Consider the following 25,366-nt stretch of genomic DNA (forward strand, 5'->3'; position numbering starts at 1 on the left):
GGACAATTGGGGGCTCGTCCGGCTCGTCGGCATCAGTGACGACGCCCGGCTACGGGACCGGCTCCTCGGAGCCGTCCATGGTCGACACTCTGGCGAATGACGCGGTCGCTCGTGCGCAGTGAGGACGCGAGTTGGTCGCGCAGCTCACTGGGGAGTGTCTTGGCTTCGAGTGCGCAGGCGTGGACAAGGGCTCGGCAGTTCTGCGCCTCCCGGTCGGTGGCGAGGGCAGTGAACAGCGGGTGCGCCAAGGTTTCCCGGGCGGCGTAGCCGTCGGTCGTCTTTATCGTCCGGCGGTGCAGCTCCGCAACCACCAGGTGTGCGGCCGGGTCCTTGACCGAGCCGATCATGTCCAGCACTGCGAGCCCGAGCCTCGTGTCGAAGACGGCCATGTCGTCCCTGTCCGGGCGTTCGAGGTACGTGGTCACCAGATTCTGGAGGGAGCGCCGCCAGGCCCGCCCCGATATGCGGCGGCACAGGACTGTCAGGCAGTCTGTGACGGCGCCTTCCCATGCCTCTCCGGGCACTGTGCGGGTCAGGAGACTGTTGGCGCCGAGGGTGTTTCCGATCGCGAGGGCGGCGAGGACGGCGACTTGGCGGCCGTCGAGCATGCGCTGTCCGACGCCCCGGTGAGCCTCGACGTGGGCGAGCGCTTCGGCCCAGCGGCCGGCAGCGGTCAGGGCGCGTGTGCCGTCGGCGAGGAGGACGCTCCACAGCCAGGCGCGGACCTCCCGGCGCTCGTCGTCGCTCGCCACGAGGTCAGCGGGTACGGCGATGTCCTCGACCTGGGCGGGGCTGCCGGTGGTGACGGCGTCGAACAGCGTCAGGAGGCGTTGGTGGCAGTCGTCGGCCTGTCCGGCGCGGAGTTGGAGGCGCGCGAGGTTGACGACGGGTTCGAGTGCGCGGATCGCGGCCCTGCCAGGCAGGGGGGCGGCGTGCAGGTAGGCGGCCGCGTGCTGGTGGCACATCGCGCGGGCGGTGTCCGGGGCGCCTACGTCGGAGGCGATCAGCGCAGCGTGGTTGTAGACCGTGGAGGCCATGCCCGGGTCGCCCAGGCTCGCCGCGGTGTCGGCGAGTCCGACCAGGGCGTGCACCCGCTGAGGCAGGGGGAGGCAGGCAGGGCGGGGTCGTGCGATGAGCGGAAAGCGCTGGGCTATGGCGTCAGGGGGTTTCCACACGGTCCGCAGCGGTCCTTTCGGCGGTGGGGTCGGGGCCGAAGATGACGGTCTTGGCGGCGGCCGCGAGGGTGGCCTGCGTGGCGTAGGGCAGGCCGATCCGGTTCCAGGCGAAGATCACGTGATGGGCAAGGACGTCACGCAGGCCGCGGTGTAGCTGCCCGGAAGATGTGAGGTGGGCCAGTTCCCGTCCGGCGTCGGTGTAGGCGTGTGCCCATCCCGCAGCGTGGGCCAGTGGTCCGCCCGTGCGCATCAGGTCCTCCGGGTTCACGGAGATCAGCCGGTGCACGGCGGCGTGCAGTCGATCGCGGCCGTTCCGTTCGGTACCGGGGGGAAGTGCGCGATGCGCGCCGACGCGTGCCCAGACGTCTCCCTGCTCGTACCAGTCCAGTCCGGCGGAGCGCATCAGGAGGCTGCACAGCATGAGGGACGTCTCGCGCCGGTGTTTACCGATGTCGCCTTGGAGGCGGTCCAGAAGGCTGCGGCTGTCGCGGTGGAAGAGGCGGTGAGCTGATTCCATGGATGCGGCGCCGCCGAAGGCGTGCACCTCGGGTTCGTAGATGGTCTTCGACCACTCGCTGATGTACCCGTCGGCGATCAGCCGCTCCATGCCTTGGCCGATGCGGTCCTCCGCGTCGGCGACAGGCCGGTAGCGCACGCGCCAGCATGGGCGCTTGCGAACGAGGAACCACGCGGCGAGCGCGCCTTCGTCCTCTGCGGTGCGCAGGAGTGGTGCGAGTTGGGCCAGGGCGACTATCTCGGCGCGTTCCCAGTCCGGGAACGCGATGTTGGCCTGGCACCAGGTGGGTGACTTCATGAGGCGGTCTCCGGGGTGTTCACGCCAGGGCGAGAAAGGTGTCCCAGTGCGGTACGGGCGGGCTGCCCGTGGCGAGGGTGTGCAGGGCGAGGGCCGCTCCGGCGGCTCCGTCGAGGAGTTCCGGGTCGTGGCGGTCCTGGTCGAGCGCCATGATCAGGCGTTTGGCCAGGTTCGGCAGCTCCGCAGTGATCTCGGTGTTCCCCGTCTCGGTGGCCATCCGCCACGCGGCGTGCAGCAGTCCGGCCGTGCCGTGGCACAGCCCGATCTCGGGGAGCTTGTCCAGTTGGAGCGGGTCCCGCAGGGTCGCGAGGATCGCGTTCTCGGCGGCCTGTACCCGTGCCGGGTCGCGGAGGGCGAGTCCAGCCAACTGCTGGGCGCGGGCGGTTCCGCTGACGCCGTAGCACCAGGAGGGCCGGGGGCGAAGGTCGGGATGCACATGCCCGTCGGTGGCCTGCTCCATCGAGATCAGGCCCGGCCACCAAGGGCCGGTCTCGTCACCTTGGCGCCACCGGTCGGTCCAGGCACAGATCCGTTCGACCGCGTCGGCTATACCGGGTACGGCCAGGTCGCGCAGCAGAGCCAGGGACAGCACGGACAAGGCGGAGCTGATGCCGTGGGCGAGCCCGAAGTTCCCGTGTCCCTGGGAGTAGTCGGCGCTGGGTGCACCTGTAGGCGCGACGTTCGTCCACCACGGCGGCAGACCGGCCGGATCGGGCAGAGACTCGGTCAGGCGCACCAGATAGGACAGGACGCCACCGGTGATCTCGTGGTGCGGGTGTCGGCTCAGGTGGTAGGCGCCCAGCCCGGACAGGCCCTGGATCAGGTCGAACTCTTCCATGAGGGGCCGCTCGGCGTGGTCGATGCGCAGGTGGGCCTGGGCCAGGCGGGTCCGGGTGACGGTGAGGGTCGCCTCGTCCAGGCGCTCCAGGACACGCAGGTACCGGCCCGATGCGCTGGCCGCGCGGTGCGTGATGAATGCGAGGGCCGGAGCGCCGAAGTACAAGTTTGCGTTGGCCGCTGCGCTCACTTCGCCGTGCACGGCCGTGGCCAGCCAGGTGTGCGCGGTGTCCCAGTCGCCGCGGCCGGTCCGGGCGCGCTCGATGTGCAGCAGGGCGATGCCCGAGGCTCCTCCGGCGAGAGACTGGGGCCACGAGCGGCCGCCGTCCGGTCGGCCGCCCGGCCACACGGTGCGGGGGTCGGCCAGGGTGTGGGCCAGTTGGTCGGCGGTCGACAGCGCGGCGGGGGCGGGTGCTGTCGTGGTCACGGTGTCCTCCTTGCTCGTGCCGTCCAGCTCAGGGCGGCGGCTCTGGCCAGGTGCAGGTGGGCGCGCTCCTCTGGCAGGCCCGGCCCGCGCATCCGGACGTGGTGGAGATGCAGGAGGTCCGGGATCACATCCTGCGGGTGCAGCGTCCCTGCGTCCTCCAACGCACGGCGGTAGGCGGCCAGCGCTGCACGGCGTGCGGACCAGGCCGCGGTGACGTTCGTGTCCAGGCTCGGAGGGTCGGTGTTCACCAGGTCGACGGCCTGGCGGTAGACGGCGCGGGGCGGCGCCGTCGCGTCCGTGCGGGTGTGCTGGATCAGCCAGTGCATGGCCTCGGCGTCATCCCCGAGCAGGCCGGTAGCGATGTCCACCATGCTCGCGGCGGTCATCGCGCGGGCGTCGGGTGCGTTGTTCCCAGCCTGCCCGGCGAGTTGAGCCAGAACGGCGGCGGTGTCGGCAGCGAAGAACTCCTCCGCCGCGTCCAATGCTGCGGGGCCGCCGAAGCGCGCGATCTCCGGGCAGTAGGTTTCCACACCGGCGTGGGTGATCAGACCTCTGTGCCGAAGCTGCCGGGTCCACTCGCCAACCTTCTCGATAGCAGAGCCGAGTGTGCCGGGTGTGCAGGTCAGGCGGACGCGGAGGTGGTCCCCAGGGTCTTGGTAGCGGACGAACCACCACCGTGGTCCTCCCAGTTCGTCCAGCAGAGTCGGCAGGTGCCGGGTCAGGAGAGGGTTCTGCCGGTCGCGGTGCCCGTGGAGCTGGAGGTAGATGTGGTTGTCGCAGCCGGGCAGATGGCCGTGTGCGCGGCCGACGACGTGGTCTGAGCTTCGTACGGGGGCGATGGCCTGGTCTGCGGCGGCCAGGGGGATGACGACCTCGTGAGCGCGGCCGCCGGTCCATCCCAGGTCTCCGGGCTCCGGCGCGGGGCGCAGGGTCACAGTGCCGTCGCGGTCCAGGTGCGTGCGCAACAGGGCTCGGTGCGAGGGCTCCGCCAGCTCCAGGGCCATGCATTGGTCGGCCTCGCTCAGGTACACCCGTTCGGGCAGATGAACGTCACGGCGCCATTGGGCCAGGGCGTCGTCCCACTGCGGCCACAGTGCCGAAGCGCCGGGCAGGTCGTCGCTGGTGAGGAGCCAGCGGGCCGGAGACAGGATCGTGCGCCCATAGCGCAGTGCGGGGAGGAATGACAGGTTGGAGGCGGCGCTGCCCCACATGAACCCGGTGCACGGGACGGCCAGCGCGACAGGTGCCTCGGTCAGGAACCGGGCCAGCGGATGCGTGTGATGGCCCAGATCCACCGCGTTCAGCAGCAGCGTGTGCACCGGGCGGCGGTGGGAGATCGAGACCAGGTGCAGCCGTTCGGCGTCGGCTGTCACCGCCAGATCCGTCATGGGAATGAGGCTCGTGCTCGAGCCTTGGTAGTCGCCGAGTGAGATCACCAGCTCTGTCGCCTGGGGGGCTCGTGCGACGTTCTCGGCGCGTGCGTACAGCGGGGTAGAGCTGATCTGCGCGACGAGCGCGTCCCGGTGCACGCCTGGCAGTGCGGCGTACACCTCGGTCATGCGACTGCGGTCCTCGGCGTTCAGCATGCTCAGGAAGCGGCCGGTGGTCGCTCCGGCCGAGCGCGCCACCCCAGCGACGTGCAGCATGAACTCGCCCTGCTGGAGCGCGGATACGCTCGCGGCGTGGATACGGACGGTCATCTCGGTGGTCGGCTGCACCGGGTGGCCAGGATCCGTGGTGGCCAGTTCCTCGAGCGCTGGATCGTCGAGCTCGACTTCGAGGTGGCGCCGCATCCCGGCGGTGTGGGCGAGTTTGATGAGTCGGCTGTCGCGGTCGGGCAGCGGGGACGGCGTCGACGTGGTGGTGGAGCCGAGGTAGCCGGGCGGGTATCCGAGCGCGTCGATGGCGTCCATGACGGGTACGACCGCCCTCGACCCGTACCGCTCAAGGAACCGGCTGTGCCATGTGGCCCATCCGGTCAACGCCGCACGGGGCGCGAGGCGGGTGAGTGCCTTGGCTGCCGCTGCCGCCTCCCGGGCCACCGTCTCCGTGACGACAAGATCCCAGTCCACCCGCAGGTCGAAGTCGGGTTTGGGGGGCTTGCGCAGCTCTGCTGCCTCAGCGGGGGCGAGATGCTGCATGTGGGTGAGGAGGGCGGCGAGCGGGGCGGTGGCCGTCATCGCCGGGCGGAGACTGGTGATCAGGAATCGTTGTCCGACCAGGCCCGCGAGTAGCTTCTGGATCGCGGCGGGCGGCGCAGTCGGGAAACTGGTGGAGAGCTTTGCGGCGAGGTCGCTCCATAGGATCGGGGTCCGCGCACCATCGAGGGCTTCGCGGACCGGTCCGGTCACGCGTATCTGCACATGTTCGGGAGCGCTGTCGCGCGCGCCGCGTGGGCGGTGCTCGATCACCACATATCCGTCGCGCTCGATGGCGAGGCTGGAGGCGAGCAGCATCAGATGGGGCCGCAGCTCGCTGTGTTCCTCGAAGCGGTCGATGAGGGCTGTGATCCATGCCGCGTTCGGCCTGGCGGCAACCTGGTGCCCGGTGCCCACCCGCAGCGCGGGGGCGGCGCCTACGCGCGCGGCCGCGACCCCGGCGAACAGACCGAACGGGGTGGCGCGCGTCCGGGCGCGCAGCAGGTAGCGCAGCACGGCGAGCACCGTGCGGCGCACGGCGGGGTCCGGCAGTGACTGGCCGGCACAGACCTGGTTCACCCGACTCGCGAGGTCCGGGCTGGCGGCTGTGATGGCGGCCGCGAAGTCCTCCGTCTGCCAGGTCTGGTGAAGCCACGCCCGCCACGACACCGTGTTCGCGGACGGGCCGGTCAGCTCCGGCCAGACCACCTGACGGTCGGGACTCCACGCGGACGCCCGGATCACCGCTGCATCAACGTAGCGATACACACACTCTCCTGTGGCCGCGCGGTGCTCGGCCGCGCCCGTGGGCCAGGCGCGGCCGGGCATCGCGATCAACGTGGCCTGGTGCTGCTACGGGCAGCTCACGCACGCGGTCGCGCACGTGGAGTTGCAGCCGTCGCTCGTCAGGCGGATGAGCTGGTCTGCGGCGGGGCCGCCTTCGACGATGGTGATGTCCAGGTCGAAGTCAGCTGCCTCAGCGGCCGGCTGCGCGGGCGCAACCGGGCGCTCCAGTTGAACGGTCATACATGCCTCCTTGAGCATTGGGCAGATGGTGCAAGGTCCCGGGGCCCGGGTACGGGCTCCGGAGTCTTAGCCCCAGGTCACCGTGACGATGCCGTGCCGTCGCAGGACGGCGCCCTGGGGAAGAGGAGCGGGAGCGGGACCCGGCAGGTACCGGAAGGTCGCGGCGCCCCGGCGGCGGTGGTTCTGGGCCCAGCGGCGGAGCAGGGCCGCGTACTGGTCCGCGAGAACGTCGGCCTGCGGGCCGTGGGCGATCACGCCGCTCTCGAAGCCGCCGGTGTCCTGGTTCTCCCGGCGGGTGCGGTAGGCGATGCTGTCCCTGCTCACCAGGGCGGGTACGCCTTTGAGGGCGGACGCTTCCACGAGCCCGCTGTCGACGATGCCCTGTGCCGCGTGCAGGCGAGCGGGGCTCGGCAGGTTGAGCGTGAGGTACAGCTCCAGTTCGTCAGGCAGGTCGTACGCCGCCCCGGACCAGCGCGCCAGCCTGGGGGTGTCCAGGGCGTGGTTCAGCGATCGGGCGTCCAGGGGCACCCGTACGTCGTCGGTCCGCAGCGCGACGCCGTCCCTCAGCATCGCCTTGCGCTCCTCGGCGGCGCCTTCGCCCTGCATGGGCACGAAGTGCGCCAGGCAGTAGGAGCGGCTGAGCAGGCCCTCGCCGCCGCGGTCGAAGGCGATCGAGCGGGTCGTGCCGCGCACCGTCAGCGGGACAACGAGCCTGCCCTTCTCCGCGAGCCCGCTGATCCACGACCGGGGAATGTCCCACGCGGCCGCGGTGACGATGATCCGATCGTACGGGGCACCGTCGGGGACGCCAGTCTCGCCGTCGGCCAGGACCGTCTTCACCTGGGCGTATCCGGCATCGTCCAGGCACAGACGGGCGCGGTCGACGATGTCACGGTCGATGTCGACCGTGGTGACCGACCCGTCGCTGCCCACGAGTTCCTGGATGAGCGCGGCGTTGTAGCCGCCGGAGCCGATCTCCAGGACCCTCATGCCGGGCTCGACGTCGGTCTGCTCCAGCATCACGGCCTGGAGGTGGGCGGCGGACATAACGCTGATGTCCAAACCGTGCTCGTCCTTCTTGACCGGCACGGTGCGGTGGAGGTCGTAGGCGAGTTCCAGGGGTGCGTCCGGTGCGAACCGGTGCCGAGGCACTGCGGCGAAGGCAGCGGCGACAGACTCGGACGTGATCGCGTCCTGGTCACGGAGTGCGCGGACCATGTCCGCACGCAGCGTGTCGGGATCGCGAACAGTCGAGTCATCAAGAGCAGTCATCCGATTACCTACTTCTGTTGGGAGATTGGTGCTTGCGGGAGCCCAACCCGGGTTCGTGGTCAGCGAGGACGCTAGCCAGGGCGCCATCTCGCGACACGCCCCGCCACGGCGATCACCAAGCGTATTCGATTGATTACCAGAGAACGCCCTGCGGCAGCGGCTTGGGGATGACTTCTCAGTGACGTTGACCCGTCAGTAACGACGGCTGGGGTGCCGCCGAAGCGGGCTGTCCTGACATGCTGGGCCGCATGGTGACGCTCGACGGAACGCCCGTGTCCGCAGACGACTTGCTCCCTCTGGCCCTGACCAACGTCGGCCACTTCACGTCGATGCGCGTGGGCGAGGACGGCACGATCCGGGGTCTCTCGCTGCACATGGAACGCCTCGTGCGGGACTGCAAGATCGTGTGGGGCGCGGACCTGGATACCGGACGCGTCCGCGAATACGTCCGCCAGGGTCTGGAGGGACAGAACCGCCCGTGCGTCGTTCGCGTCACGATCTACGACCCGAAGGTCGAGATGGGACACCCGGCGTCCGCCGACGAGCCGCATGTCATGGTGTCTGTGCGCGGCGCCGGTGCGCTGCCCCCCGGACCGCTGCGCGTCATGAGCGTGCCGTACGAGCGCGACCTGCCCGAGGTGAAGCACATCGGCCTCTTCGGCGCCCTGCACGCCCGCCGCACGGCACAGCTCGCAGGCTTCGGTGACGCGCTGTTCGTGGGCCGCGATGGGCTCGTCAGTGAGGGCGGCACCTGGAACGTGGGGTTCGTCGACGGCGGCGGCACCGTGGTGTGGCCGCAGGCTCCCGTGTTGCCTGGCGTCACCATGGCGATGCTCCAGCAGCACGCTGAGTACAGGGTCGCCACCGTCACCCTGGAGCAGGCCAAGGGCATGGCGGCCGCCTTCGCCACGAACACCAGCATCGGCGTCAGGTATCTGTCCGCGATCGACGAAACCGAACTCCCCACCGAGCACCCGGTCCTGAGCGAGCTCCAAGAGACGTACCTGTCGATCGCCGGCGAGAGCCTGTAGCTCATGACGAGGGTGCTCAGGTGGACAGGTCGGGAGTCCTTACTCCTGCGCAATGCCTTGCGCAAGTCCGGTAATGCGTTCGCCGAACTGGTCGGCGTGAGCATGCGTCAAGTCCGCAGGTGGGAGGGGCGGGGCGAGACCATTGAACTCAATCCCGACAATCAGGCGGCCCTCGACACCGTTCTCGCGCAGGCCGACCGCGCCGCACAACAGCGGTTCGCGGCGCTCCTCACGGAGCGGGCCGCCGCTGAGCACGACGAGCGCGTCGAGGATCTGCTTCGGTCGGACTCGCGTACCCGCAAGCACCCCGTTGACGGGAAGGTGATGACCCTCGTCGAGGAGGGCATCTACCTCTCCGGCCCCGACAACCGTTCGGTGTGGCTGGACTCATTCCTTATCGACGTCTACCCGACGACGAACGAGGACTACGCGAAGTTCGTAGCGGCCACTGGCTACCGGGCACCACCGCACTGGCCCGGCGGCCGCTGCCCTTGCACCCTGGCTACCCACCCGGTGGTGTGGGTGACGTGGCACGATGCCACCGCCTACGTCCGATGGGCCGACAAGGCACTGCCCACCGGCCGGCAGTGGGAGAAAGCGGCCCGTGGCCCGAAGGGCCGGCCTTACCCGTGGGGCGTCGAACCCACGGCAGCGAAGTGCAACGTTGCCGAGGCGGGCATAGACGCGACCACACCTGTCTCCCGGTACCAGTCCGGCGTCAGCCCGTACGGTGTCTTCGACCTGTGCGGCAACGTGTGGGAGTGGTGCTCCACCGAGGAAGAGCCCGGCAACGGCCGGTACGAGCTGAAGGGCAGTGCCTTCACCTCGCCGTTCGATCGGGCCGCGCCGTCACTGCAGAACGCGGCCGCCGCCGTCATGAAGGACAACGACACCGGGTTTCGCTGCGTCAGTCTGCCGTGAGGGAAGCCCTCAGTCAGAGACACCTGCGGCACCCGGTTCACCGACCGGAGGCCGGGGTGGGCCGCACGGCCGCGCCCGCCCCTGCCCCGGGGCTGCCCGGTCAGCCCGTCGTGCCCTCAGCAACAGCAGGCCTTGTCCCCACGATCATGCGCTCATGCGGCACAGCGTCACGGCGAGAAGATCGACGCACGCCCCGAGGCCAGCGGCCCGGCGCCCCCGGCTATCGCTTCTGGGCCCGGTAGCGCTTGAGCAGCGCGGTGATCTTCGTCTGGTCCGCGTCGCCGTTCAGCTCGCCGAGCAGCTCGTCCGGGCAGAGTTCGTGTGATCGCCCCACCACCGGCGCGCCCGGTTGTCCCAGATGCGGTAGCCGCCCGGCACGCCTCGGGCGACGTACCGCCGTCTACTCCGTCTACTCGCGCGGGGAGCTGGTCGTCGGGGACGTCGGGTCGTTCGGGCTGTCCGCAGAGCTGTCGTCGGTCGAGAACCAGGCGATGCCGATCAGGACCGCGGCGATGAAGGCCACGACCCCGGCGATCGCGCTCGCCACCCTCGGACGGCGCCGGACGAGGGCGCGGGCGCCGAGCCGCTGCGCGGGGGCCTGCCGGCGGCCACGGTCCGGGCGCGGGGCGGGGGTGGGAGCGGGAGCGGGGGCGGCCTGCGGCAGGCGGTACGTGGCGACGGAGGGCGGCTCGGGCGCCCCGGCACCCGCTCCGGGCCGGGCGGCCGCCTGGGCGCGCGGCGGCGGGCCCTGCATGGGCGTGGGCGCGGGCGCGGGGGTCGGCTCCGGCATGGGCTCCGGGTGGCCCTGCCAGGCGCCCGAGCCGAACCAGTCGGCCACCTGCTGCGCGGCGGGGCGGTCCTCGGGCTGCTTCGCGAGCATCCCGAGCAGAAAGTTCTCGAACGCGGGCGGCAGCTGGAAGCCCCGGCTGCGCGGCGGCACCGGCGGGGCGTCGATGTGCTGGGCGAGCGTGGCGGCGGAGGTGTCGGCCTGGAACGGCGGGGCGCCGGTGAGCAGTTGGTAGAGCAGACAGCCGAGCGAGTACACGTCGGAGGCCGGGCTCGCGGGCCGCCCCAGGGCCCGCTCGGGGGCCAGGTAGAGGCTGGTGCCGATGATCTGCCCCGCCGTGGTGAGCGCGGTGGCCGGGTCGTCGACGAACCGGGCGATCCCGAAGTCGCCGATCTTGACCGTGCCGTCGGCGTCGGACATCAGGTTGCCCGGCTTGATGTCCCGGTGGACGATCCCCGTACGGTGCGCGGACGCCAGCCCGGCGGCCGCCTGGGCGGCGATGACGGCCACCCGCTCGGCGCGGAGCGCGCCCTGGGAGGTCAGCTCCTGGGCCAGGCTCTGGCCTTCGACCAGCTCCATCACCAGATAGAAGCGGCCGTCGCGGGCCCCGAAGTCGAACACCCCCACGATGTTGGGGTGGCTCAGCCGGGCCGCCGTCTGTGCCTCCAGCCGGAAGCGGGCCGCCGCCTGCGAGCCGGGGTCGTCCCCGAGCAGCAGCTTGACGGCCACCGTCCGTCTCAGCACCTCGTCGGTGGCTCGCCAGACCTCGCCCATACCGCCGCGGCCAATGGGTGTCTCCAACCGGTACCGATCCGCCACCAGCACGTGTGCACAACCTCGATCCTGATCGACCCTGAGCAATCCAAGACGCCGACGGACAGCAGCACCGTACGAGGAGGTAGGTGGTGGGGGGACCGCGACAGATTCAGGGTACCGACGCGGATAGCCTCCTGGTATGCGAGCGGTGGACAGAACGGACCTGACGGGGCGGGCGCGGCTGCGGGAGGCGGCGCTGGAACTCTTCGCGGAGCGTGGGTTCGAGGCGACGTCCACGCGGGCCGTGGCGGCCGCCGCCGGGCTCTCCCCGGCGCTGGTGACCCGCCACTTCGGCTCGAAGCAGGGGCTGCGGGCGGCGGTGGACGAGTACGTGCTCGGCCGGATCGGCGAGGCGCTGGGCGGCCTCGACGCGGAGGGTGCCGACGGCGGTGCGCTGATGGCCTCGCTGGGCGAGGTCTCGGCGCGGCTGTTCGGGGCCGATCCGGTGCTGCGCGGCTATCTGCGGCAGGCGCTGCTGGAGGACAGCGAGGCGAGCGCGGCGCTGTTCGGGCGGCTGCTGCGGGGGGCGCGGCGGGAGCTGGAGCGGCTGCGGGAGGCCTCCGGCCAGGCTGCCACGGGCCCGCGGGCGGACGAGGAGTGGGCGCCGTTCCAGCTGCTGTGCCTGATCCTCGGGCCGCTGCTGCTGGAGCGGGTCATGCAACCGAACGTCGGCGACCCGATGTTCGCCCCCGAGGTGCTGGCCCGCCGCAGCGCGGCCAACCAACGCCTGCTGCTCCACGGCCTGTTCGGCCTCGACGGCGCATAGGCCCTGGCCGCCGGGGGCTGGCCCGAGGGCCGATACGGGGGACAGCCCTACCGCGCGAGTGTGCACGTGTACACCATTCTCAACACATGGACACCAAGCCTTCCGCTCCACCCTCCCGGCTCGCCTGGCTGGACAACCTCCGCATCGCCGTGACCGTCCTCGTCGTGGTCCACCACGCCGCCCAGGCGTACGGCCCCGACGACTGGTGGTACGTCGAGGGGCGGCCGCGCTCGGGGGCGCCGGCCGCGCTCTCGGCGCTGGACGGGACGTTCGCGATGAGCCTGTTCTTCTTCGTCTCGGCCTACTTCGTGCCCACCTCGTACGAACGCCACGGCGCCCGCGCGTTCCTGACGTCCCGGCTGCGGCGGCTCGGCATCCCGCTGGTCGCCGGGGCGCTGACGATCGTCCCGGGGCTGATGTACACGTACTACGTCCACTACCGCGGCTACGCGCCGATCTCCTTCCCCCGCTACTTCACCGACGTGTATCTGGGGCTGGGCGAGAAGCCGGCCGACTGGAGCGGCCCGTCCTGGCCGGATCTCCAGTTCGCGCACCTGTGGTTCATCCAGAACCTGCTGGCCTACAGCGCCCTGTATCTGCTGTGCCGGCAGGCCGCCCGGCTGCTGCGCCGACGGCGGCGTGAGGACCACGGCGCCGCGCGGGTGCCGGGGCACGGCGCGCTGGCGCTGCTGACCGTCGGGCTCGCGGCGGCCACCTACGCCGTGCGGCTGCGCTACCCGCTCGACTCCTGGGTGCCCTTTCTGGACTTCCTCCAGGTGGAGCCCGCACGGCTGCCGCTCCAGGCGAGTTTCTTCGTGCTCGGCGCGGTGGCCCACCGCTACGGCTGGCTGGAGCGCTTCCCCGCCCGGACCGGCCTGATCTGGCTGGCGGGCGGGCTCGGCGGGGCGGCCCTGCTGTTCGCCGTCGGCCCGGACGCCGACTGGTTCGCGCCGGGCGGCGTCGGCTGGCGGTCCGCGCTGTGGTCGCTGTACGAGAGCGGCCTGTGCGTGGCGCTGTGCGTCGGGCTGCTCACGCTGTTCCGCGAGCGGTGCGCGGGCTCGGGGCGGCTGCGCAGCGAGCTGGCGGCCGGTTCGTACGCCGTCTACGTCATCCATCTGCCGATCGTCGTGGCCGTGCAGTTCGCGCTGGGGGGCGATGTCCTGCCGGCGCTCGTCGCCTGGCTCCTGACGGCCGTTCTCGCGCTGGGCGCGGCGTTCCCGGCCGCCGCCGGGCTGCGCCGGCTGCCGGGGTTCCGCTCGGTGCTGTGACGCCGCTCCCAGGCGGCCCGTCGGCCCGCCGTACGCCCTCTCCACCCCGTAAGATCAACTCAGTTGAAGGGTGAACGGCGGGCAGCGCAGAGTTGGAACGTGACATGGCGGACCAGACCGTCGCACTCAAGGTGCGCACCTTCGCGGAGCGCTCCCGCCGGGTCGTCGACTCGCGCTGGTTCGGGGTGCTGGTCTTCGGCATCATCATGGCCAACGCCGCCGTCCTCGGCGTCGAGACGTACGGCGGGGCCGTCGAGCGCTGGCACACCGAGCTGAAGGCCCTGGAACACGTCTTCCTGGCCTTCTTCACCGCCGAGATCCTGTTACGCGCGGCCGCCCACGCCGACCGGCCCCGGGACTTCCTCCGCGACCCGTGGAACCTGTTCGACGTGGTGGTCGTGGTGCTCGCGTTCCTGCCCATCGCGCGCGAGAACGCGACGGTGCTGCGGCTGCTGCGGCTGGCCCGGGTGCTGCGGGCCGCGCGGTTCCTGCCGCAGGTGCGGATCGTGATCACGGCCGTCGGCAAGAGCCTCCCGGGCACGCTGAGCTTTCTGCTGGTCGGCACCCTGCTGCTGTATGTGTACGCCATGGTCGGCTGGGTGTTCTTCGCCGACGACGACCCGGAGCACTACGGCTCGATCGGGCGGTCCGGGCTGACCCTGTTCCTGCTCATCACCCTGGACGGGCTGGGCGACGCGGTGCGCGCGGGGCTCGAGATCTCCCGCTGGACCATCGTCTACTTCGCGTCGTTCGTGCTGCTGGGGTCCTTTGTGCTGGTGAACCTGCTCATCGGCGTGGTGATCAGCTCCCTTGAGGAGGCCCGCGCGATGGAGGAGGAGCAGACGAACGGGCGGCACGCGGCCGCGCGGCCCGCCGCGCCGCCGGAGGGGGAGGCGCTGCGGGAGCGGATCGCGGCCGCCCGCCGGGCGCTCGACGATCTGGAGGCCGGTCTGGAGGCCGGTCTGGAGGCCGGCTCGGGGGCCGGCCTGGAGAACCGGGACGGGGTCAGCGCGGAGCGGTGCCGCTGCCGGGATCGTTCTCCGTCCGGGACTTGATGACGTCGCCGGGCTCGGCGCGGATGACACGGTTGCCGGATCCGTCCTGGGTGACGGACGGCGTCTCGTCGGACTTCATCGCCTTGGACTCGCTCTTGAGGATGCGGGCCGACTTGCCCATGGAGCGGACCAGGTCCGGGAGTTTCTTGGCCCCGAGGACGACGATGACGACGATCAGGAGCAGTGACAGTTCGCTTATGCCGAGCATCGGTGCCTGCTTTCTCTGTGGGGTGGTGGGCTTGCGCTGGGGTGCGGGTGGCCGCCGCCGTCAGTCTTCCCCCGACGAGCGTCGCACGGAGAAGTCCGGGCTCGCATAGTCGGGGCTGGAGAAGTCAGGGCTCGCGTAGTCGGGTTTGGCGCGATCGGGCTTCGCGCGGTCGGGTGTCGCGTAGTCCGGGCTCGCGTAGTCGGGGCTGGCGTAATCGGGGCTGGCGAAGTCGGGGGCCGCGAAGTCCGGGCTGGAGTAGCCGAGGCGCGGGCGGCGGGCGGGTTCCGCGGTCCGCGCGGGGCCGTTCCGGGGCAGCCGCTCGCGCAGATACGGCAGCACGCCGCGTTCGAGGAGGGCCCGCCGCCAGGTGCCGCGCGCCGCGGCCACCCGTTCGTACTGCCGCTCGGGTGGCGTGGTGCGGTGCCGTGCGGCGGTGGTGAACAGCCAGACGGCGCCGGAGACGGTGGTGACGGCCGCGATGACGGCGGTGGTCCAGGCGGCGGTCAGCAGGGTGTCGGCGAGCCGCTCCTGGGAGTCGCTGAGCCCCATGAGGTAGCCGAGCAGCAGGAAGACCGCGGTCGCGGTGGTGGCCAGCACCGGCGTCAGAACGGCCAGCGCGGGCAGCAGCCCACGCCCGCCCGGCCCGTTCCCGCGCGCGGGTCGGGGCGCGGCCCCGGTGTCCTCCTCGGTGGTTTCTCCGGAGAGTGCCGAGGGGCGGGCCGCCGCGCGCAGCTGGACGTAGTCGCGGTACTCGGCCGCGGCCGCCGCCGCGATGGAGGCGGCGTCCGCCAGGGCCTGGGAATGCAGCGCTTCGAGGCCCGGGCCCCCGGCGGAGCCGTTCCGCAGGGCCGCGCGGATCTCCGCGGTGTTCAGCGCCTGGCGCAGCACCTCCTCGAAGTCGGATCTGTCCTCCCGCTGCAAGGCCTGCGTCGCGTTCGGGCCGGTCATGTCCGTCCCCTCGATGAGTTGGAGCCGGCCGGTGGCGCCGCTGCCGGGCCGGGGCACCCGAGGGCCCGGCCCGGCAGCGGCGGCGGTGCCGGTGGCAAGGCCGGCGGCAGGGGCCGTGTCAGATGCTCACGCCGAAGTCGGAGGCGATGCCCGCCAGGCCCGAGGCGTAGCCCTGTCCGACGGCGCGGAACTTCCACTCCGCGCCGTGGCGGTAGAGCTCGCCGAAGACCATGGCGGTCTCGGTCGCCGCGTCCTCGCTCAGGTCGTAGCGGGCGAGTTCGGCGCCGTCGGCCTGGTTCACCACGCGGATGAACGCGTTGCGGACCTGGCCGAAGCTCTGGCCGCGGGACTCGGCGTCGTGGATCGAGACCGGGAAGACGATCTTGGCGACATCGGCGGGCACGCCGGCCAGGTTGACCTTGATGCTCTCGTCGTCGCCGTCGCCCTCGCCGGTGAGGTTGTCACCGGTGTGCTCGACCGAACCGTCGGGGCTGGTGAGGTTGTTGTAGAAGATGAAGTGCTGGTTGGAGGGGACCTTTCCGGACTCGTCGACGAGCAGGGCGCTGGCGTCCAGGTCGTAGTCGGTGCCCGTCGTCGTCCGAACGTCCCAGCCGAGGCCGACCAGGACCGCGGTCAGACCCGGCGCCTCCTTGCTGAGCGAGACGTTGCCGCCTTTGGACAGGGAAACTCCCACGATCTCCTCCTGTGTTTCGGTTGGCCCGGAGCCGGGCCCGGACTCAAAATCTACAACACTGTAGAAGAATCGTGGGGGGCTGTTCGAAGCCGCCGAGGATGTACGGTCCTGTGGCGGCGCAGCGGAGAGAGGAGACGGTGTGAGGGACGACCCCTTGAACCCGGACGAGCACGGCCCCCGCCAGCGTTCTCGGCGGCGCGGGCAGGGCGAGCTGGAGGCACAGGTCCTGGACGTGCTGTGCCGGGCGGGCGGCCCGGTCACGGCGGCCTGGGTGCAGGAGCGGCTCGAGGGCGACCTGGCGTACACGACGGTGATGACGATCCTGTCCCGGCTGCACACCAAACAGGCCGTGGCGCGGGAGCGGGTGGGCCGGGCGTTCGTCTGGCGGGCCGAGGCGGACGAGGCGGGCCTGGCCGCGCTGCGGATGCGCCGGGTGCTGGACGGCCAGGACGACCGGGAGGCCGTGCTGGCGAGTTTTGTGACGGGGTTGTCGGCGGACGACGAGCGGCTGCTGCGGGACCTGCTGAGCGAGGCCGCGGAGGAGCCGGAGGACTGACCCATGGGCTTGTTCGTCTTCCTCCCCCTGATGCTGCCGCTGACGGCGCTGCCGATCGCGCGCCTGGCCGAGCAGCATCTGCATCCGCGGGCCGCCACCCGACTGCTGTCGCTGGTCGGGGGCGTGCTCGCGCTGTGCTCCACGCTGTGCCTGGTGCTGCTGGTCGTCGTCGGCACGGCCCAGCTGCCGGGCAATCCGCTCCCGGACGGCTGGTCCGACCCCGAGGTGCGGGCCGCGGTGCCGTACGACGAGGTGGCCGGGAAGGCCGCGATCGGCGCGCTGGCCGTGGTGGCCGCCGGCTGTACGGGCACCCTGGTGCGGCATGTGACGGTGCGGCGGCGGGCCCAGGCCGCGCTGGCCGGTATGCCGGAGTCGCCGGTCGCGGTGCTGCCCGACGGCAAGGCGTACGCGTATGCCCTGCCGGGCGGGCCCGGCGCGTGCCGCGACCGGGGGCGGGTCGTGGTGTCCACCGCGATGCTGGACTGTCTGAACGCGCGCGAGCGGCAGGCGCTGATCGCCCATGAGCGGGCCCATCTGACCGGACGGCATCATCGCTACCTTCTGGTGGCCCAGCTGGCGGCGCGGGCGAACCCCCTGCTGTACGCGCTCCAGGGCGCGGTGGCCTACTGCGCGGAGCGGTGGGCCGACGAGGACGCGGCCGGGGCGGTGGGGGACCGCAGGGTGATGGCGCGGGCGGTCGGCAAGGCGGCGCTGGTCTCGCAGGGCACGCCCGCCCCCACGCTGGCCGGATTCGCCGCCCCCGGGCCGGTGCCCCGGCGGGTGGCGGCGCTGCTGGGCCCGGTGCCGCCGGCCCGGTGGTGGCCGCCGGTGGCCACGGCGGCGGGGCTGGCCGCCTGGATCGCGGCGGCCGGGACCGCCGCGTCCGCGCTGTCCTCGGCGAACGCGGCGGTGGCGCTGTTCCTCGTCCTCCATGCGGCCACCCCGCTGTGAGCGGCGGGCCGCCTGTGGCGCCTACCGGTCGAATTACAGGTCGAACTCGGCCGGCGGCAGCTCCAGGGCGAAGCAGGCCTCACGCACGACGGCCTGCTCGGTCTTGTCGAAGTCGCCGTCCGCGCCGCCGATGACGATGCCGATCTGGATGACGGCCCGTGCCTCGGCGGGCTTCTTCTTCGCCTTGGCGACCTCCTGGAGGAGGCTCACCTTGCCGAATTCGAAGTCGGCCATGAGCTTGTTGAGGTAGTCGTTGAAGCGGCGCTGGAGGTCGTCCGCGGGGAAGTTCTGCAACACCTCGTTGGTGCCGATGAGCTGGGCGACGCGCTGCCGCTCGGACGGGTCGACGCTGCCGTCGGCCGCCGCGACCAGGGCGCACATCGCCATGCTCGCGTCGCGGAACGCCCCGCTCTTGAGGTCGTTCTTCTTCGCGACGAGCTGGGTCTGCATCGTCTGGGCGGAATCCTTGATGCGATCCCACAGGGCCATGAGAACTCCGTACGTGTGTTGTCTCTACAGTGTTGTAAAAGCTAGCAGGGGTGTTTGGCGTGGGTTGTGGCGGCCGGTCCGGCCGTGGACTCAGTCTTCCTCTTCGTCCTCGAAAGCGTCACCGATCTCGTCGACGACCTCGGCCGCGACCATGCCGCCGACGATGCCGACCGCGACCCCCGCCGCGACGCCCGCGACCACGGCGCCGGTGCTGGGGCCGGAGCGGCGGTGGCCGTCGTGCCCGTGGCTGTCGTGCCCGTGCTCGCCGTGTCCGTAACCCCCGTGACCCCCGTGACCGTGGCCATACCCGTCCTGGTGGCCGTAACCCTGCCCGTAGGGCGCGCCGTGCGAGCCGCGGCTGTCGACCATCTGCCGCACCCAGGCGTCGACCTCGGCCGTCCAGTCGCGGTGCTCGGCCCCCTCGTGGCCGACGGTGAAGCGGTTGAGGGCGTCATGGCCGCCGGAGAACAGCCCGCCGCGCTTGTCGGCCTCCAGGACGACCTCCATGCCGCCGGGGTGGGCGAGGAAGGTGACCTCGATCTCGTTGACCGCGTGGGCGTACTGCGGGGCGGGGCTGAGCTCGATCTCCTGGTAGAACGGCAGCGTCTGCCCGGTGCCGCCGATGTGCCCCAGCTCCAGATCCGCCGACTTGAAGCCGAAGCCGAGCCGGCCGAACGCCTCCAGGATGGCCTCCTGCGCGGGCAGCGGGCCCACGGTCAGCTGGTCCAGGTCGCCCTTGTCCTTGGCGCCCGCCACCGCGAGCTCGGTGCGCACGCCCATGATGATGCCCAGCGGCTGTCCGTACAGCTCGGTGACGGGCGTCTCCCACGGGACGTGGACGGAGAACGGCACGCTCATGTGCTCCCCCTCGGCGAGCCGGAACCCGCCGCCGACCGTGAAGCGGTCGAAGGCGACGACGCCCTCGCTCTCCCCGTCCTCGTGCTCGGCCTCGACCCGGGCCACCAGCTCCAGGGTGATCTGCTCGATCTGGAAGTCCGAGGACCCACCCTTGAGGTGGACCTGCCCGCTCAGCACGCCACCCGGACGGACCGGCCCACCCTCGAGGACCGTGTCCACGGTGGGGCCGCCGACACCGAGCGAGCCGAGCAGTCGTTTGAACACCATCGCGGCGTTCACTCCTTCACAAGTATTCTGGTCCCCGTTGTTTCTCTACACGCATGTAGAAGCATAGAGCGGGCGCCGTCCCCCGGGAATGCTTTACCATCTCTTTACGCTGAATGAGGGACGATCCCTCCCCAAGTCATGAGGCCGCACGCGGCCCACCGAGCGAAGAACGCACCCGAGCGAAGAAAAGGAGCGGCGGACCCGCCATGGGTGAACCTCCCAGTACCGGCCGTGCCATACCCCTGCTGCGGCATTCGAGCGACGCGCGGGGGGTGGCACGGTGACCGAGGTCCTGCTGCTCCTCCTGGCCCTGCTCCTCACCCTGGCCTGCGCGGTCTTCGTGGCCGCCGAGTTCTCGCTGACCACCGTCGAGCGCGGTGAGCTGGAGCGCGCCGTCGAGGCGGGCGAGCGCGGCGCCGAGGGCGCGCTGGCGGCGGTGCGCCGGCTGACCTTCCAGCTGTCCGGCGCCCAGCTGGGCATCACCGTCACCTCCCTGGTGATCGGCATGCTCGCCGAGCCGTCCCTGGCCGCGCTGCTGCGCGGCCCGCTGAGCGCCGCCGGCCTGGGCGGGGCCGCCTCCTCGGTGGCCACCGTGCTGGGCGTGGCCCTGTCCACCGTGGTGCTGATGGTGGTCGGCGAGCTGGTCCCCAAGAACTGGGCCATCTCCCGCCCGCTGGCCGTGGCCAAGGTCGTGGCCGGCCCCCAGCGCGGCTTCACCGCCGCCTTCTCGCCGTTCATCCGCCACCTCAACAACGCCGCCAACCGGTTCGTACGCCGTCTCGGCCTGGAGCCCGCGGAGGAGCTGGCCGGCGCCCGCACCCCGCAGGAGCTGGTGGCCCTGGCCCGCCACTCCGCCGCGCAGGGGGCCATCGAGCCGGACTCGGCCGAGCTGTTCGTCCGCACGCTCCACCTGGGCGAGCTGACCGCCGAGAACGTGATGACCCCGCGCGTGGACGTCCGGGCCCTGGAGGCCCACGCCACGGCCACCGACGCCGCGAACCTCACCTTCGCCACCGGCCTGTCCCGCTTCCCCGTCTACCGCGACAGCCTCGACGAGGTCATCGGCACCGTCCACATCCGCGACGTCCTCGCCCTGGACGCCGCCAAGCGCGCCGCCACCCCCGTCACCGACCTGATCACCCCGCCGCTGCTGGTGCCCGACACCCTGCCCGTCGGCACCCTGCTCCAGCGCCTGCGCGCCGAGCGCGTCATGGCGGTGGTCATCGACGAGTACGGCGGGACCGCCGGGGTGGCCACCGTCGAGGACATCGTCGAGGAGGTCATCGGCGAGGTCCGCGACGAGCACGACCCCCTCAACCCGCCCGACCTGCTGCCCGCGCCGCCCAGCGACGACGGCCGCGCCGTCTGGGAGGCCGACGGCGGCGTCCGCCTCGACGAGCTGGCCGCCCTCGGCCTCGCCGCGCCCGACGGCCCGTACGAGACCCTGGCCGGGCTGCTCGCCACCCGCCTGGCGCGCATCCCCGCCGAAGGCGACACCGTCCACCTGGACGGCTGGGAGCTGACCGTCCTCGACGTCGACCACCACCGCGCCGACCGCGTCACCATCACCGCCCCGGCGACCGCCGCCGGCGAGCTCGCCACGGACGAGGTCGCCGACGAGGTCACCGACAAGATCACCGACAAGGTCACAGACAAGATCACCGTCAAGGAGGAGGCCCGATGACCGTCCTACAGCTGGCCATCGGCGCCTTCACCCTGCTCACCAACGCCTTCTTCGTCGGCGCCGAGTTCGCCCTGATCTCCGTGCGCCGCAGCCAGATCGAACCCGCCGCGCAGGCGGGCGGGCGGCGCGCCCGCACCGTGCTGTGGGCGCTGGAGCACCTGTCCGCCCTGCTGGCCACCGCCCAGCTGGGCATCACCATCTCCTCGCTGGTCCTGGGCGCGGTCGCCGAACCGGCCATCGCGCATCTGCTGGAGCCCGGCTTCGACGCGGTGCACGTCCCCGAGGGCCTGGTGCACCCGATCGCCTTCGTGGTCGCCCTGACCGCGGCCACCTATGCGCACATGCTCATCGGCGAGATGGTCCCCAAGAACATCGCCCTCGCCGCGCCCGAGCGCACCGCGCTGCTGCTCGGCCCGCCCCTGGTGGCCGTCACCCGCGCGCTGCGCCCCGTCGTCTTCGGCATCAACGCCTTCGCCAACACGCTGCTGCGGCTGCTGAAGGTCGAGCCCAAGGACGAGGTCGAGTCCGTCTTCACCGACGCCGAGCTGATCCGGCTGGTCCGCGACTCCAGCGACGCGGGCCTGCTGGACCCCACCGGCAGCGAGCGGCTGCGCGACGCCCTGGAGCTGGGCACCCGCCGGGTCGGCGACATCCTGGTGCCGCTGGACGAGATGGTCACCGTCGGCCCCGAGGTCACCCCCGACCAGCTGGAGCGCGCCGCGGCCGCCTCCGGCTACTCCCGGCTGCCGGTCCTCGCCCCGGCCGGGGCGGTGCTCGGCTATCTGCACATCAAGGACACCCTCGGGGCGACCGACCGCGACAAGCCCTTCCCGGGCACCGCGCTGCACGCCGTCACCCGGGTGCGCGCCGACACCCCGCTGGACGACACCCTCACCGCGATGCGCGCCGCGGGCACCCACCTGGCGGCGGTCACCGGTGACGGCGGGGCCGTGCTCGGCTTCGTCACGATGACGGATGTCCTGGACGAGCTGGTGGGCCCGGAGCCGTCGGCCGTCTGAGCGTGTGGGTCGTCTAAGTATGTGGACACTGTCTTGCATACGAGACAGTGAGTCTGGAGGATGAGCCGACGGCACACGCGGGCACGGTCGGCAGGAGCGGGGAACTGGAGATGGGAATCGGCTCCTCGGCACTGCTGGTGTCGGCCGGCGTGGCCTCTGGGCTCGCCGGCTCGATCGCCGGTCTGGCCTCGCTGTTCAGCTACCCGGCGCTGCTCGCGGCGGGGCTGCCGCCGGTGGCGGCCAATGTGACCAACACGGTCGCGCTGTTCTCCAACACGGTGGGCACCGCGGCCGGGTCCCGGACCGAACTGCGCGGTCAGCGCGACCGCCTGCTGCGGCTCGCGGTCCTCTCCGCGCTCGGCGGCGCGGTGGGGGCCGCGCTGCTGCTCTCCACCCCGTCCTCGGCCTTCGAGGCCGTCGTGCCGTGGCTCATCGCGCTCGGCTCGGTGCTGATCCTGGTCCGCGACCCGCTGCGCCGCCTGGTGACCTCGCGGGCGCAGGCCCTCGGATCGGCCGCCCGCCCCACGCTCCCCATCGCCGCCGCGGTCCTGCTGGTCGGCCTGTACGGCGGCTACTTCGGCGCGGCCTCCGGCGTGCTGATGCTGGCGGTGCTCTCGCTCACCGCCGCCGCGGGCGAGCCGCTCCCGGTCACCAACGCGGTCAAGAACATCGCCACCGGCGCGGCCAACATCACCGCCGCGGTGGCCTACGCCTTCGTCGCGCCCGTGCACTGGGGCGCCGCCGTGGCGCTCGGCGTCGGCGCGCTCCTGGGCAGCTGGGTGGGCCCCGTGATCGTACGGCGGCTGCCCGAGACCCCCCTGCGCATCGCCATAGCCCTGGCCGGCCTGGGCCTCGCGGTCAGCCTTTGGTACCAGGGGACGTGACCTGCCCGGACGCGGACGGCTGGCCCGACGGCCGGTCCGCGCGTACGGCGAACGCCGTGTACCCGGCCGTGGCCACGATCTCGTCCTTGACGAGCATCACGCTCGGCGGGACGGCAACCCCCCCGACCCCGACGTCGTTCAGCGCGGTGATGCGCCACGCCTCCGCCCCGGTCCTGGTGTTCAGCGCCAGCAACCGGCCGAAGCGGTTGGAGAAGTACAGCTGTCCGTACTTCTCGGACCTCACCGGCGCGGACAGGCTCTCGACGTCCGTCGACCTCCGCCACAGCCTCCGGCCGGTGTCCGCGGACACGGCGCTGACCGTCCCGTTGTCCTGGACGAAGTAGACGACGCCGTTCAGCACGGTGGCCGAGCCGTACATGGTGTGGGACAGCGCGGTCCGCTCGGTCTCGCCGGTGCTCGGGTCCACGCGGATCAGGGCGTTGTACGGCCGCACGTACCCCTCGTCGTACACGTCTTTCGCGGTCTGCGGCACGAGGAACACGGGCTGGTCGCGGAAGGCGCCGAGGAGCAGCGACTTCTTGGGGAGGGTGGCGAGTTCGTGCGGGGTGCCGTCGTCAGGGTCGAGGCGCAGCAGGGTGTAGGGGCCCTCGACGGCCAGGCCGGAATCGTCGAGGGGTGAGCAGAGGGCGTACGGGACGCCGCCCAGCACCGTCGGATCGCAGAACTTCCCCGCGAGCGCCGGCGACCGCCACAGCTGCCGACCCGACGTCCCGTACGCGATGAACTCCTGTTCCCCGTCCGCCAGCGTCAGCACCCCGCCGGGGAACAGGACCGCCGATCCGGACCCGCTCATCCGCTGCGCCCACCGCTGTTCCTTGGTGTCGGCGTCCAGCGCCACCACCTGCCGACTCCGCCCCCCCGACTCCCGGTAGGCGTAGACGACCCCGTCGCGCACCCCGATCGGCCGCGCCTGCTGCGGGATGTTGCCCCACCGCCACCGGACGTGACCGGTGGCGGCGTCCATCGCGGCGACGGTGAAGCCCGTTCCGCCGCAGTACAGGGTGGTGGCGTCGGACACACACCCGGACTTCTGGTAGCCCAGCTGGGGGCCGGACGCGGCGACGCTCAGCGACGTGCGCCAGGGGCGCCAGCCCTTGGGCAGCGCCGCGGATGCCGTGGACGCCGTGGGCTGCGTCGTGTCCGGCGAGGGCGAGTCCGTCGCGAACATCACCGCCGCGACGGTCAGCCCGGCGAGGGCCAGGGTCGCGCCGACGACCGTGAGGATCAGCCGCCCGCGGCGCCGCCGCCCGGTGGCGGCCTTGCCGGGGGGCGGGGGCGGGGGCGGGGGCGGCGGGGCCTGGAGGGCGCCTTCGGCGTCCGGGCCCTCGGCGTTCGGCCTTCTGACGGTCGAGCGGTCCGCGGCGGGGAAGTCGGGCAGCGCGTCGAGCATGCGGTGCAGCTCGGTCAGATCGGGCCGCTTCGCCGGGTCCTTGTCCAGGCAGCGCTCGGCGATCGCCGCGAGCGGCCCGGGGACCCCGGCCAGCGTCGGGTGCTCGTACATCACCTGATAGCCCGACACATACGGGCTGTCGGAGTCGAACGGCGCGGTGCCCGTGACCGCGTACACCAGCAGCGACCCCAGCGAGAACACGTCCGAGGCCGCGGTGACCCCCCGGGGCGTGCGCAGTTGCTCGGGCGACATGAAGGGCGGCGTGCCCAGCACCCTCCCGACGGTGACGGTGAGCGTCTGGTTGTCGGCGGCGCGCGAGATGCCGAAGTCGATGACGCGCGGACCGTCCCCGGCCATCAGGATGTTGGAGGGCTTCAGGTCCCGGTGCACCACCCCGACCTTGTGGATGTCGCGCAGCGCCTCGACGAGACCGAGCCCCAGCCGCCGCAGGTCCCGCCCGCCCAGCGGGCCCTTCTCGCGTACGACCTCGCTCAGGGTGGGGCCGGGCACGTACAGCGTGGCCATCCAGGGCCGCGCGGCGTCCGGATCGGCGTCCACCACCGGGGCGGTGAACGCCCCGCTCACCTTGCGGGCCGCCGCGACCTCCTGCCGGAAGCGGGTCCGGAACTCCTCGTCCTGCGCGTACTGTTCGTGCACGAGCTTGACCGCGACCTGCCGCCCCGAGTCCGAGCGCCCGAGATAGACGACGCCCATGCCGCCCGCGCCGAGCCGGTCGGTGAGGGTGTAGCCGCTTATGGATTCAGGGTCCCCGGCGCTCAGCGGCATCGCTCGCCCATCCTCTTTCTCCCGTTTCGTCCCGCCCGAACGGCTTTGCCAGGCAACCAGGTTAGGGCCGGCGGGCCCGCGTGGCCGGTCGGCCACGCCCGAACCGCCGACGTGCCGCGTCAGTGAGGCGTTAGTGAGACGTTAGCCCACTGCGCTTGGCCGGGGGTCACCCCCTGTTCGGACAGGCTCCCCACTGAGACCTCTGGTGCCGTGCCGACCCCACCCACCCCGCGAAACGGCTGGTGGTGCACGTTAAGGTAAGCCTTACCTAATACGAG

Annotated in this window: 23 protein-coding genes; 10 read left to right on the forward strand and 13 right to left on the reverse strand. The window is 71.9% G+C overall.

Annotated features, from left to right (window positions below):
* Nucleotides 1-32: 32 nt before the first annotated feature.
* The 6 genes from ABTY62_RS35915 to fxlM form a co-directional block, all read right to left on the reverse strand.
* On the reverse strand, nucleotides 33-1,091 hold the full coding sequence (locus ABTY62_RS35915) for a hypothetical protein (protein WP_352133602.1): 1,059 nt from the start codon (nucleotides 1,089-1,091) through the stop codon (nucleotides 33-35).
* Between the two features lie 67 nt (nucleotides 1,092-1,158).
* Nucleotides 1,159-1,989 carry a thiopeptide-type bacteriocin biosynthesis protein gene (locus ABTY62_RS35920; protein WP_352133603.1) on the reverse strand — a complete coding sequence of 277 codons (831 nt, stop codon included), beginning with the start codon at nucleotides 1,987-1,989 and terminating at the stop codon, nucleotides 1,159-1,161.
* Between the two features lie 19 nt (nucleotides 1,990-2,008).
* Nucleotides 2,009-3,253, reverse strand: coding sequence for a lanthionine synthetase C family protein (locus ABTY62_RS35925; RefSeq protein WP_352133604.1), 1,245 nt, complete (start codon nucleotides 3,251-3,253; stop codon nucleotides 2,009-2,011).
* Nucleotides 3,250-6,159 carry a lantibiotic dehydratase gene (locus ABTY62_RS35930; RefSeq protein WP_352133605.1) on the reverse strand — a complete coding sequence of 970 codons (2,910 nt, stop codon included), beginning with the start codon at nucleotides 6,157-6,159 and terminating at the stop codon, nucleotides 3,250-3,252. The genes ABTY62_RS35925 and ABTY62_RS35930 overlap by 4 nt, the downstream gene beginning before the upstream one ends.
* Nucleotides 6,160-6,243: 84 nt before the next feature.
* Nucleotides 6,244-6,417: an FxLD family lanthipeptide gene (locus ABTY62_RS35935; RefSeq protein ID WP_352133606.1), complete on the reverse strand. Its 174-nt coding sequence runs from the start codon at nucleotides 6,415-6,417 to the stop codon at nucleotides 6,244-6,246.
* Nucleotides 6,418-6,483: 66 nt separating this feature from the next.
* The gene (gene fxlM / locus ABTY62_RS35940; RefSeq protein ID WP_352133607.1) at nucleotides 6,484-7,689 is read right to left on the reverse strand and encodes a methyltransferase, FxLD system; all 1,206 of its coding nucleotides are present in this window, start codon (nucleotides 7,687-7,689) and stop codon (nucleotides 6,484-6,486) included.
* 248 nt (nucleotides 7,690-7,937) lie between these two features.
* Between fxlM and ABTY62_RS35945 the strand changes: the two genes are divergently transcribed.
* Both ABTY62_RS35945 and ABTY62_RS35950 read left to right on the forward strand, forming a co-directional pair.
* Nucleotides 7,938-8,720, forward strand: coding sequence for an aminotransferase class IV family protein (locus tag ABTY62_RS35945; protein ID WP_352133608.1), 783 nt, complete (start codon nucleotides 7,938-7,940; stop codon nucleotides 8,718-8,720).
* A 3-nt stretch (nucleotides 8,721-8,723) separates the two neighbouring features.
* On the forward strand, nucleotides 8,724-9,641 hold the full coding sequence (locus ABTY62_RS35950; protein ID WP_352133609.1) for a formylglycine-generating enzyme family protein: 918 nt from the start codon (nucleotides 8,724-8,726) through the stop codon (nucleotides 9,639-9,641).
* Nucleotides 9,642-10,050: 409 nt separating this feature from the next.
* Here the strand turns inward: ABTY62_RS35950 and ABTY62_RS35955 are convergent, their stop codons facing one another.
* On the reverse strand, nucleotides 10,051-11,229 hold the full coding sequence (locus ABTY62_RS35955; RefSeq protein ID WP_502997584.1) for a serine/threonine-protein kinase: 1,179 nt from the start codon (nucleotides 11,227-11,229) through the stop codon (nucleotides 10,051-10,053).
* 154 nt (nucleotides 11,230-11,383) lie between these two features.
* On the opposite strand from ABTY62_RS35955, the gene ABTY62_RS35960 reads away from it, so the two are divergent.
* From ABTY62_RS35960 to ABTY62_RS35970, 3 genes are all read left to right on the forward strand, one after another.
* Nucleotides 11,384-12,010: a TetR/AcrR family transcriptional regulator gene (locus ABTY62_RS35960; protein ID WP_352133610.1), complete on the forward strand. Its 627-nt coding sequence runs from the start codon at nucleotides 11,384-11,386 to the stop codon at nucleotides 12,008-12,010.
* A gap of 86 nt (nucleotides 12,011-12,096) precedes the next feature.
* Complete coding sequence (locus ABTY62_RS35965) at nucleotides 12,097-13,278, forward strand: acyltransferase family protein (protein WP_352133611.1); 1,182 nt, start codon at nucleotides 12,097-12,099, stop codon at nucleotides 13,276-13,278.
* 104 nt (nucleotides 13,279-13,382) lie between these two features.
* Nucleotides 13,383-14,333 (forward strand): ion transporter, encoded by a 951-nt coding sequence (locus ABTY62_RS35970; RefSeq protein ID WP_352133612.1) that lies wholly within the window; start codon nucleotides 13,383-13,385, stop codon nucleotides 14,331-14,333.
* Here ABTY62_RS35970 and ABTY62_RS35975 read toward each other — a convergent pair.
* From ABTY62_RS35975 to ABTY62_RS35985, 3 genes are all read right to left on the reverse strand, one after another.
* Nucleotides 14,284-14,541, reverse strand: a complete 258-nt coding sequence (locus ABTY62_RS35975) for a twin-arginine translocase TatA/TatE family subunit (protein ID WP_352133613.1) — start codon at nucleotides 14,539-14,541, stop codon at nucleotides 14,284-14,286. The genes ABTY62_RS35970 and ABTY62_RS35975 overlap by 50 nt on opposite strands.
* Nucleotides 14,542-14,601: 60 nt before the next feature.
* Nucleotides 14,602-15,489, reverse strand: a complete 888-nt coding sequence (locus tag ABTY62_RS35980) for a hypothetical protein (protein WP_352133614.1) — start codon at nucleotides 15,487-15,489, stop codon at nucleotides 14,602-14,604.
* 118 nt (nucleotides 15,490-15,607) lie between these two features.
* Nucleotides 15,608-16,183, reverse strand: a complete 576-nt coding sequence (locus tag ABTY62_RS35985) for a TerD family protein (protein ID WP_352133615.1) — start codon at nucleotides 16,181-16,183, stop codon at nucleotides 15,608-15,610.
* Between the two features lie 139 nt (nucleotides 16,184-16,322).
* Between ABTY62_RS35985 and ABTY62_RS35990 the strand changes: the two genes are divergently transcribed.
* Nucleotides 16,323-16,739 (forward strand): BlaI/MecI/CopY family transcriptional regulator, encoded by a 417-nt coding sequence (locus ABTY62_RS35990; RefSeq protein ID WP_502997585.1) that lies wholly within the window; start codon nucleotides 16,323-16,325, stop codon nucleotides 16,737-16,739.
* Nucleotides 16,740-16,742: 3 nt separating this feature from the next.
* Complete coding sequence (locus ABTY62_RS35995) at nucleotides 16,743-17,690, forward strand: M56 family metallopeptidase (RefSeq protein WP_352133616.1); 948 nt, start codon at nucleotides 16,743-16,745, stop codon at nucleotides 17,688-17,690.
* A gap of 33 nt (nucleotides 17,691-17,723) precedes the next feature.
* Here ABTY62_RS35995 and ABTY62_RS36000 read toward each other — a convergent pair whose 3' ends face one another.
* Entirely contained in the window at nucleotides 17,724-18,179 is a 456-nt protein-coding gene (locus ABTY62_RS36000) for a tellurite resistance TerB family protein (protein WP_352133617.1), read from the reverse strand.
* Between the two features lie 90 nt (nucleotides 18,180-18,269).
* Complete coding sequence (locus ABTY62_RS36005; protein ID WP_352133618.1) at nucleotides 18,270-19,304, reverse strand: sporulation protein; 1,035 nt, start codon at nucleotides 19,302-19,304, stop codon at nucleotides 18,270-18,272.
* A gap of 280 nt (nucleotides 19,305-19,584) precedes the next feature.
* On the opposite strand from ABTY62_RS36005, the gene ABTY62_RS36010 reads away from it, so the two are divergent.
* Genes ABTY62_RS36010 through ABTY62_RS36020 form a run of 3 tightly spaced genes read left to right on the forward strand, consistent with a single transcriptional unit; the run spans nucleotide 19,585 to nucleotide 22,891 of the window.
* Nucleotides 19,585-20,988, forward strand: a complete 1,404-nt coding sequence (locus ABTY62_RS36010; RefSeq protein ID WP_352133619.1) for a hemolysin family protein — start codon at nucleotides 19,585-19,587, stop codon at nucleotides 20,986-20,988.
* Nucleotides 20,985-22,007 carry a hemolysin family protein gene (locus ABTY62_RS36015; protein ID WP_311728504.1) on the forward strand — a complete coding sequence of 341 codons (1,023 nt, stop codon included), beginning with the start codon at nucleotides 20,985-20,987 and terminating at the stop codon, nucleotides 22,005-22,007. The genes ABTY62_RS36010 and ABTY62_RS36015 overlap by 4 nt, the downstream gene beginning before the upstream one ends.
* Nucleotides 22,008-22,054: 47 nt before the next feature.
* A complete protein-coding gene (locus ABTY62_RS36020; RefSeq protein WP_352133620.1) occupies nucleotides 22,055-22,891 on the forward strand; it encodes a sulfite exporter TauE/SafE family protein in 837 nt (278 codons plus the stop codon).
* On the opposite strand, the gene ABTY62_RS36025 is transcribed toward ABTY62_RS36020, so the two are convergent.
* Nucleotides 22,866-25,088: a serine/threonine-protein kinase gene (locus ABTY62_RS36025; RefSeq protein WP_352133621.1), complete on the reverse strand. Its 2,223-nt coding sequence runs from the start codon at nucleotides 25,086-25,088 to the stop codon at nucleotides 22,866-22,868. The two genes, ABTY62_RS36020 and ABTY62_RS36025, sit on opposite strands and share 26 nt — an antisense overlap.
* Between the last annotated feature and the right edge of the window lie 278 nt (nucleotides 25,089-25,366).

Source organism: Streptomyces sp. NPDC097640 (assembly GCF_040302705.1).
GTDB lineage: Bacteria > Actinomycetota > Actinomycetes > Streptomycetales > Streptomycetaceae > Streptomyces.

Excerpts from the sequence above, each read along its gene's own strand:
- ABTY62_RS35920 (WP_352133603.1), bottom strand. The coding sequence starts at position 1,989 with ATGAAGTCACCCACCTGGTGCCAGGCCAACATCGCGTTCCCGGACTGG.
- ABTY62_RS35935 (WP_352133606.1), bottom strand. The coding sequence starts at position 6,417 with ATGACCGTTCAACTGGAGCGCCCGGTTGCGCCCGCGCAGCCGGCCGCT.
- fxlM (WP_352133607.1), bottom strand. The coding sequence starts at position 7,689 with ATGACTGCTCTTGATGACTCGACTGTTCGCGATCCCGACACGCTGCGT.
- ABTY62_RS35945 (WP_352133608.1), top strand. The coding sequence starts at position 7,938 with ATGGTGACGCTCGACGGAACGCCCGTGTCCGCAGACGACTTGCTCCCT.
- ABTY62_RS35950 (WP_352133609.1), top strand. The coding sequence starts at position 8,724 with ATGACGAGGGTGCTCAGGTGGACAGGTCGGGAGTCCTTACTCCTGCGC.
- ABTY62_RS35960 (WP_352133610.1), top strand. The coding sequence starts at position 11,384 with ATGCGAGCGGTGGACAGAACGGACCTGACGGGGCGGGCGCGGCTGCGG.
- ABTY62_RS35965 (WP_352133611.1), top strand. The coding sequence starts at position 12,097 with ATGGACACCAAGCCTTCCGCTCCACCCTCCCGGCTCGCCTGGCTGGAC.
- ABTY62_RS35970 (WP_352133612.1), top strand. The coding sequence starts at position 13,383 with ATGGCGGACCAGACCGTCGCACTCAAGGTGCGCACCTTCGCGGAGCGC.
- ABTY62_RS35975 (WP_352133613.1), bottom strand. The coding sequence starts at position 14,541 with ATGCTCGGCATAAGCGAACTGTCACTGCTCCTGATCGTCGTCATCGTC.
- ABTY62_RS35980 (WP_352133614.1), bottom strand. The coding sequence starts at position 15,489 with ATGACCGGCCCGAACGCGACGCAGGCCTTGCAGCGGGAGGACAGATCC.
- ABTY62_RS35995 (WP_352133616.1), top strand. The coding sequence starts at position 16,743 with ATGGGCTTGTTCGTCTTCCTCCCCCTGATGCTGCCGCTGACGGCGCTG.
- ABTY62_RS36000 (WP_352133617.1), bottom strand. The coding sequence starts at position 18,179 with ATGGCCCTGTGGGATCGCATCAAGGATTCCGCCCAGACGATGCAGACC.
- ABTY62_RS36005 (WP_352133618.1), bottom strand. The coding sequence starts at position 19,304 with ATGGTGTTCAAACGACTGCTCGGCTCGCTCGGTGTCGGCGGCCCCACC.
- ABTY62_RS36015 (WP_311728504.1), top strand. The coding sequence starts at position 20,985 with ATGACCGTCCTACAGCTGGCCATCGGCGCCTTCACCCTGCTCACCAAC.
- ABTY62_RS36025 (WP_352133621.1), bottom strand. The coding sequence starts at position 25,088 with ATGCCGCTGAGCGCCGGGGACCCTGAATCCATAAGCGGCTACACCCTC.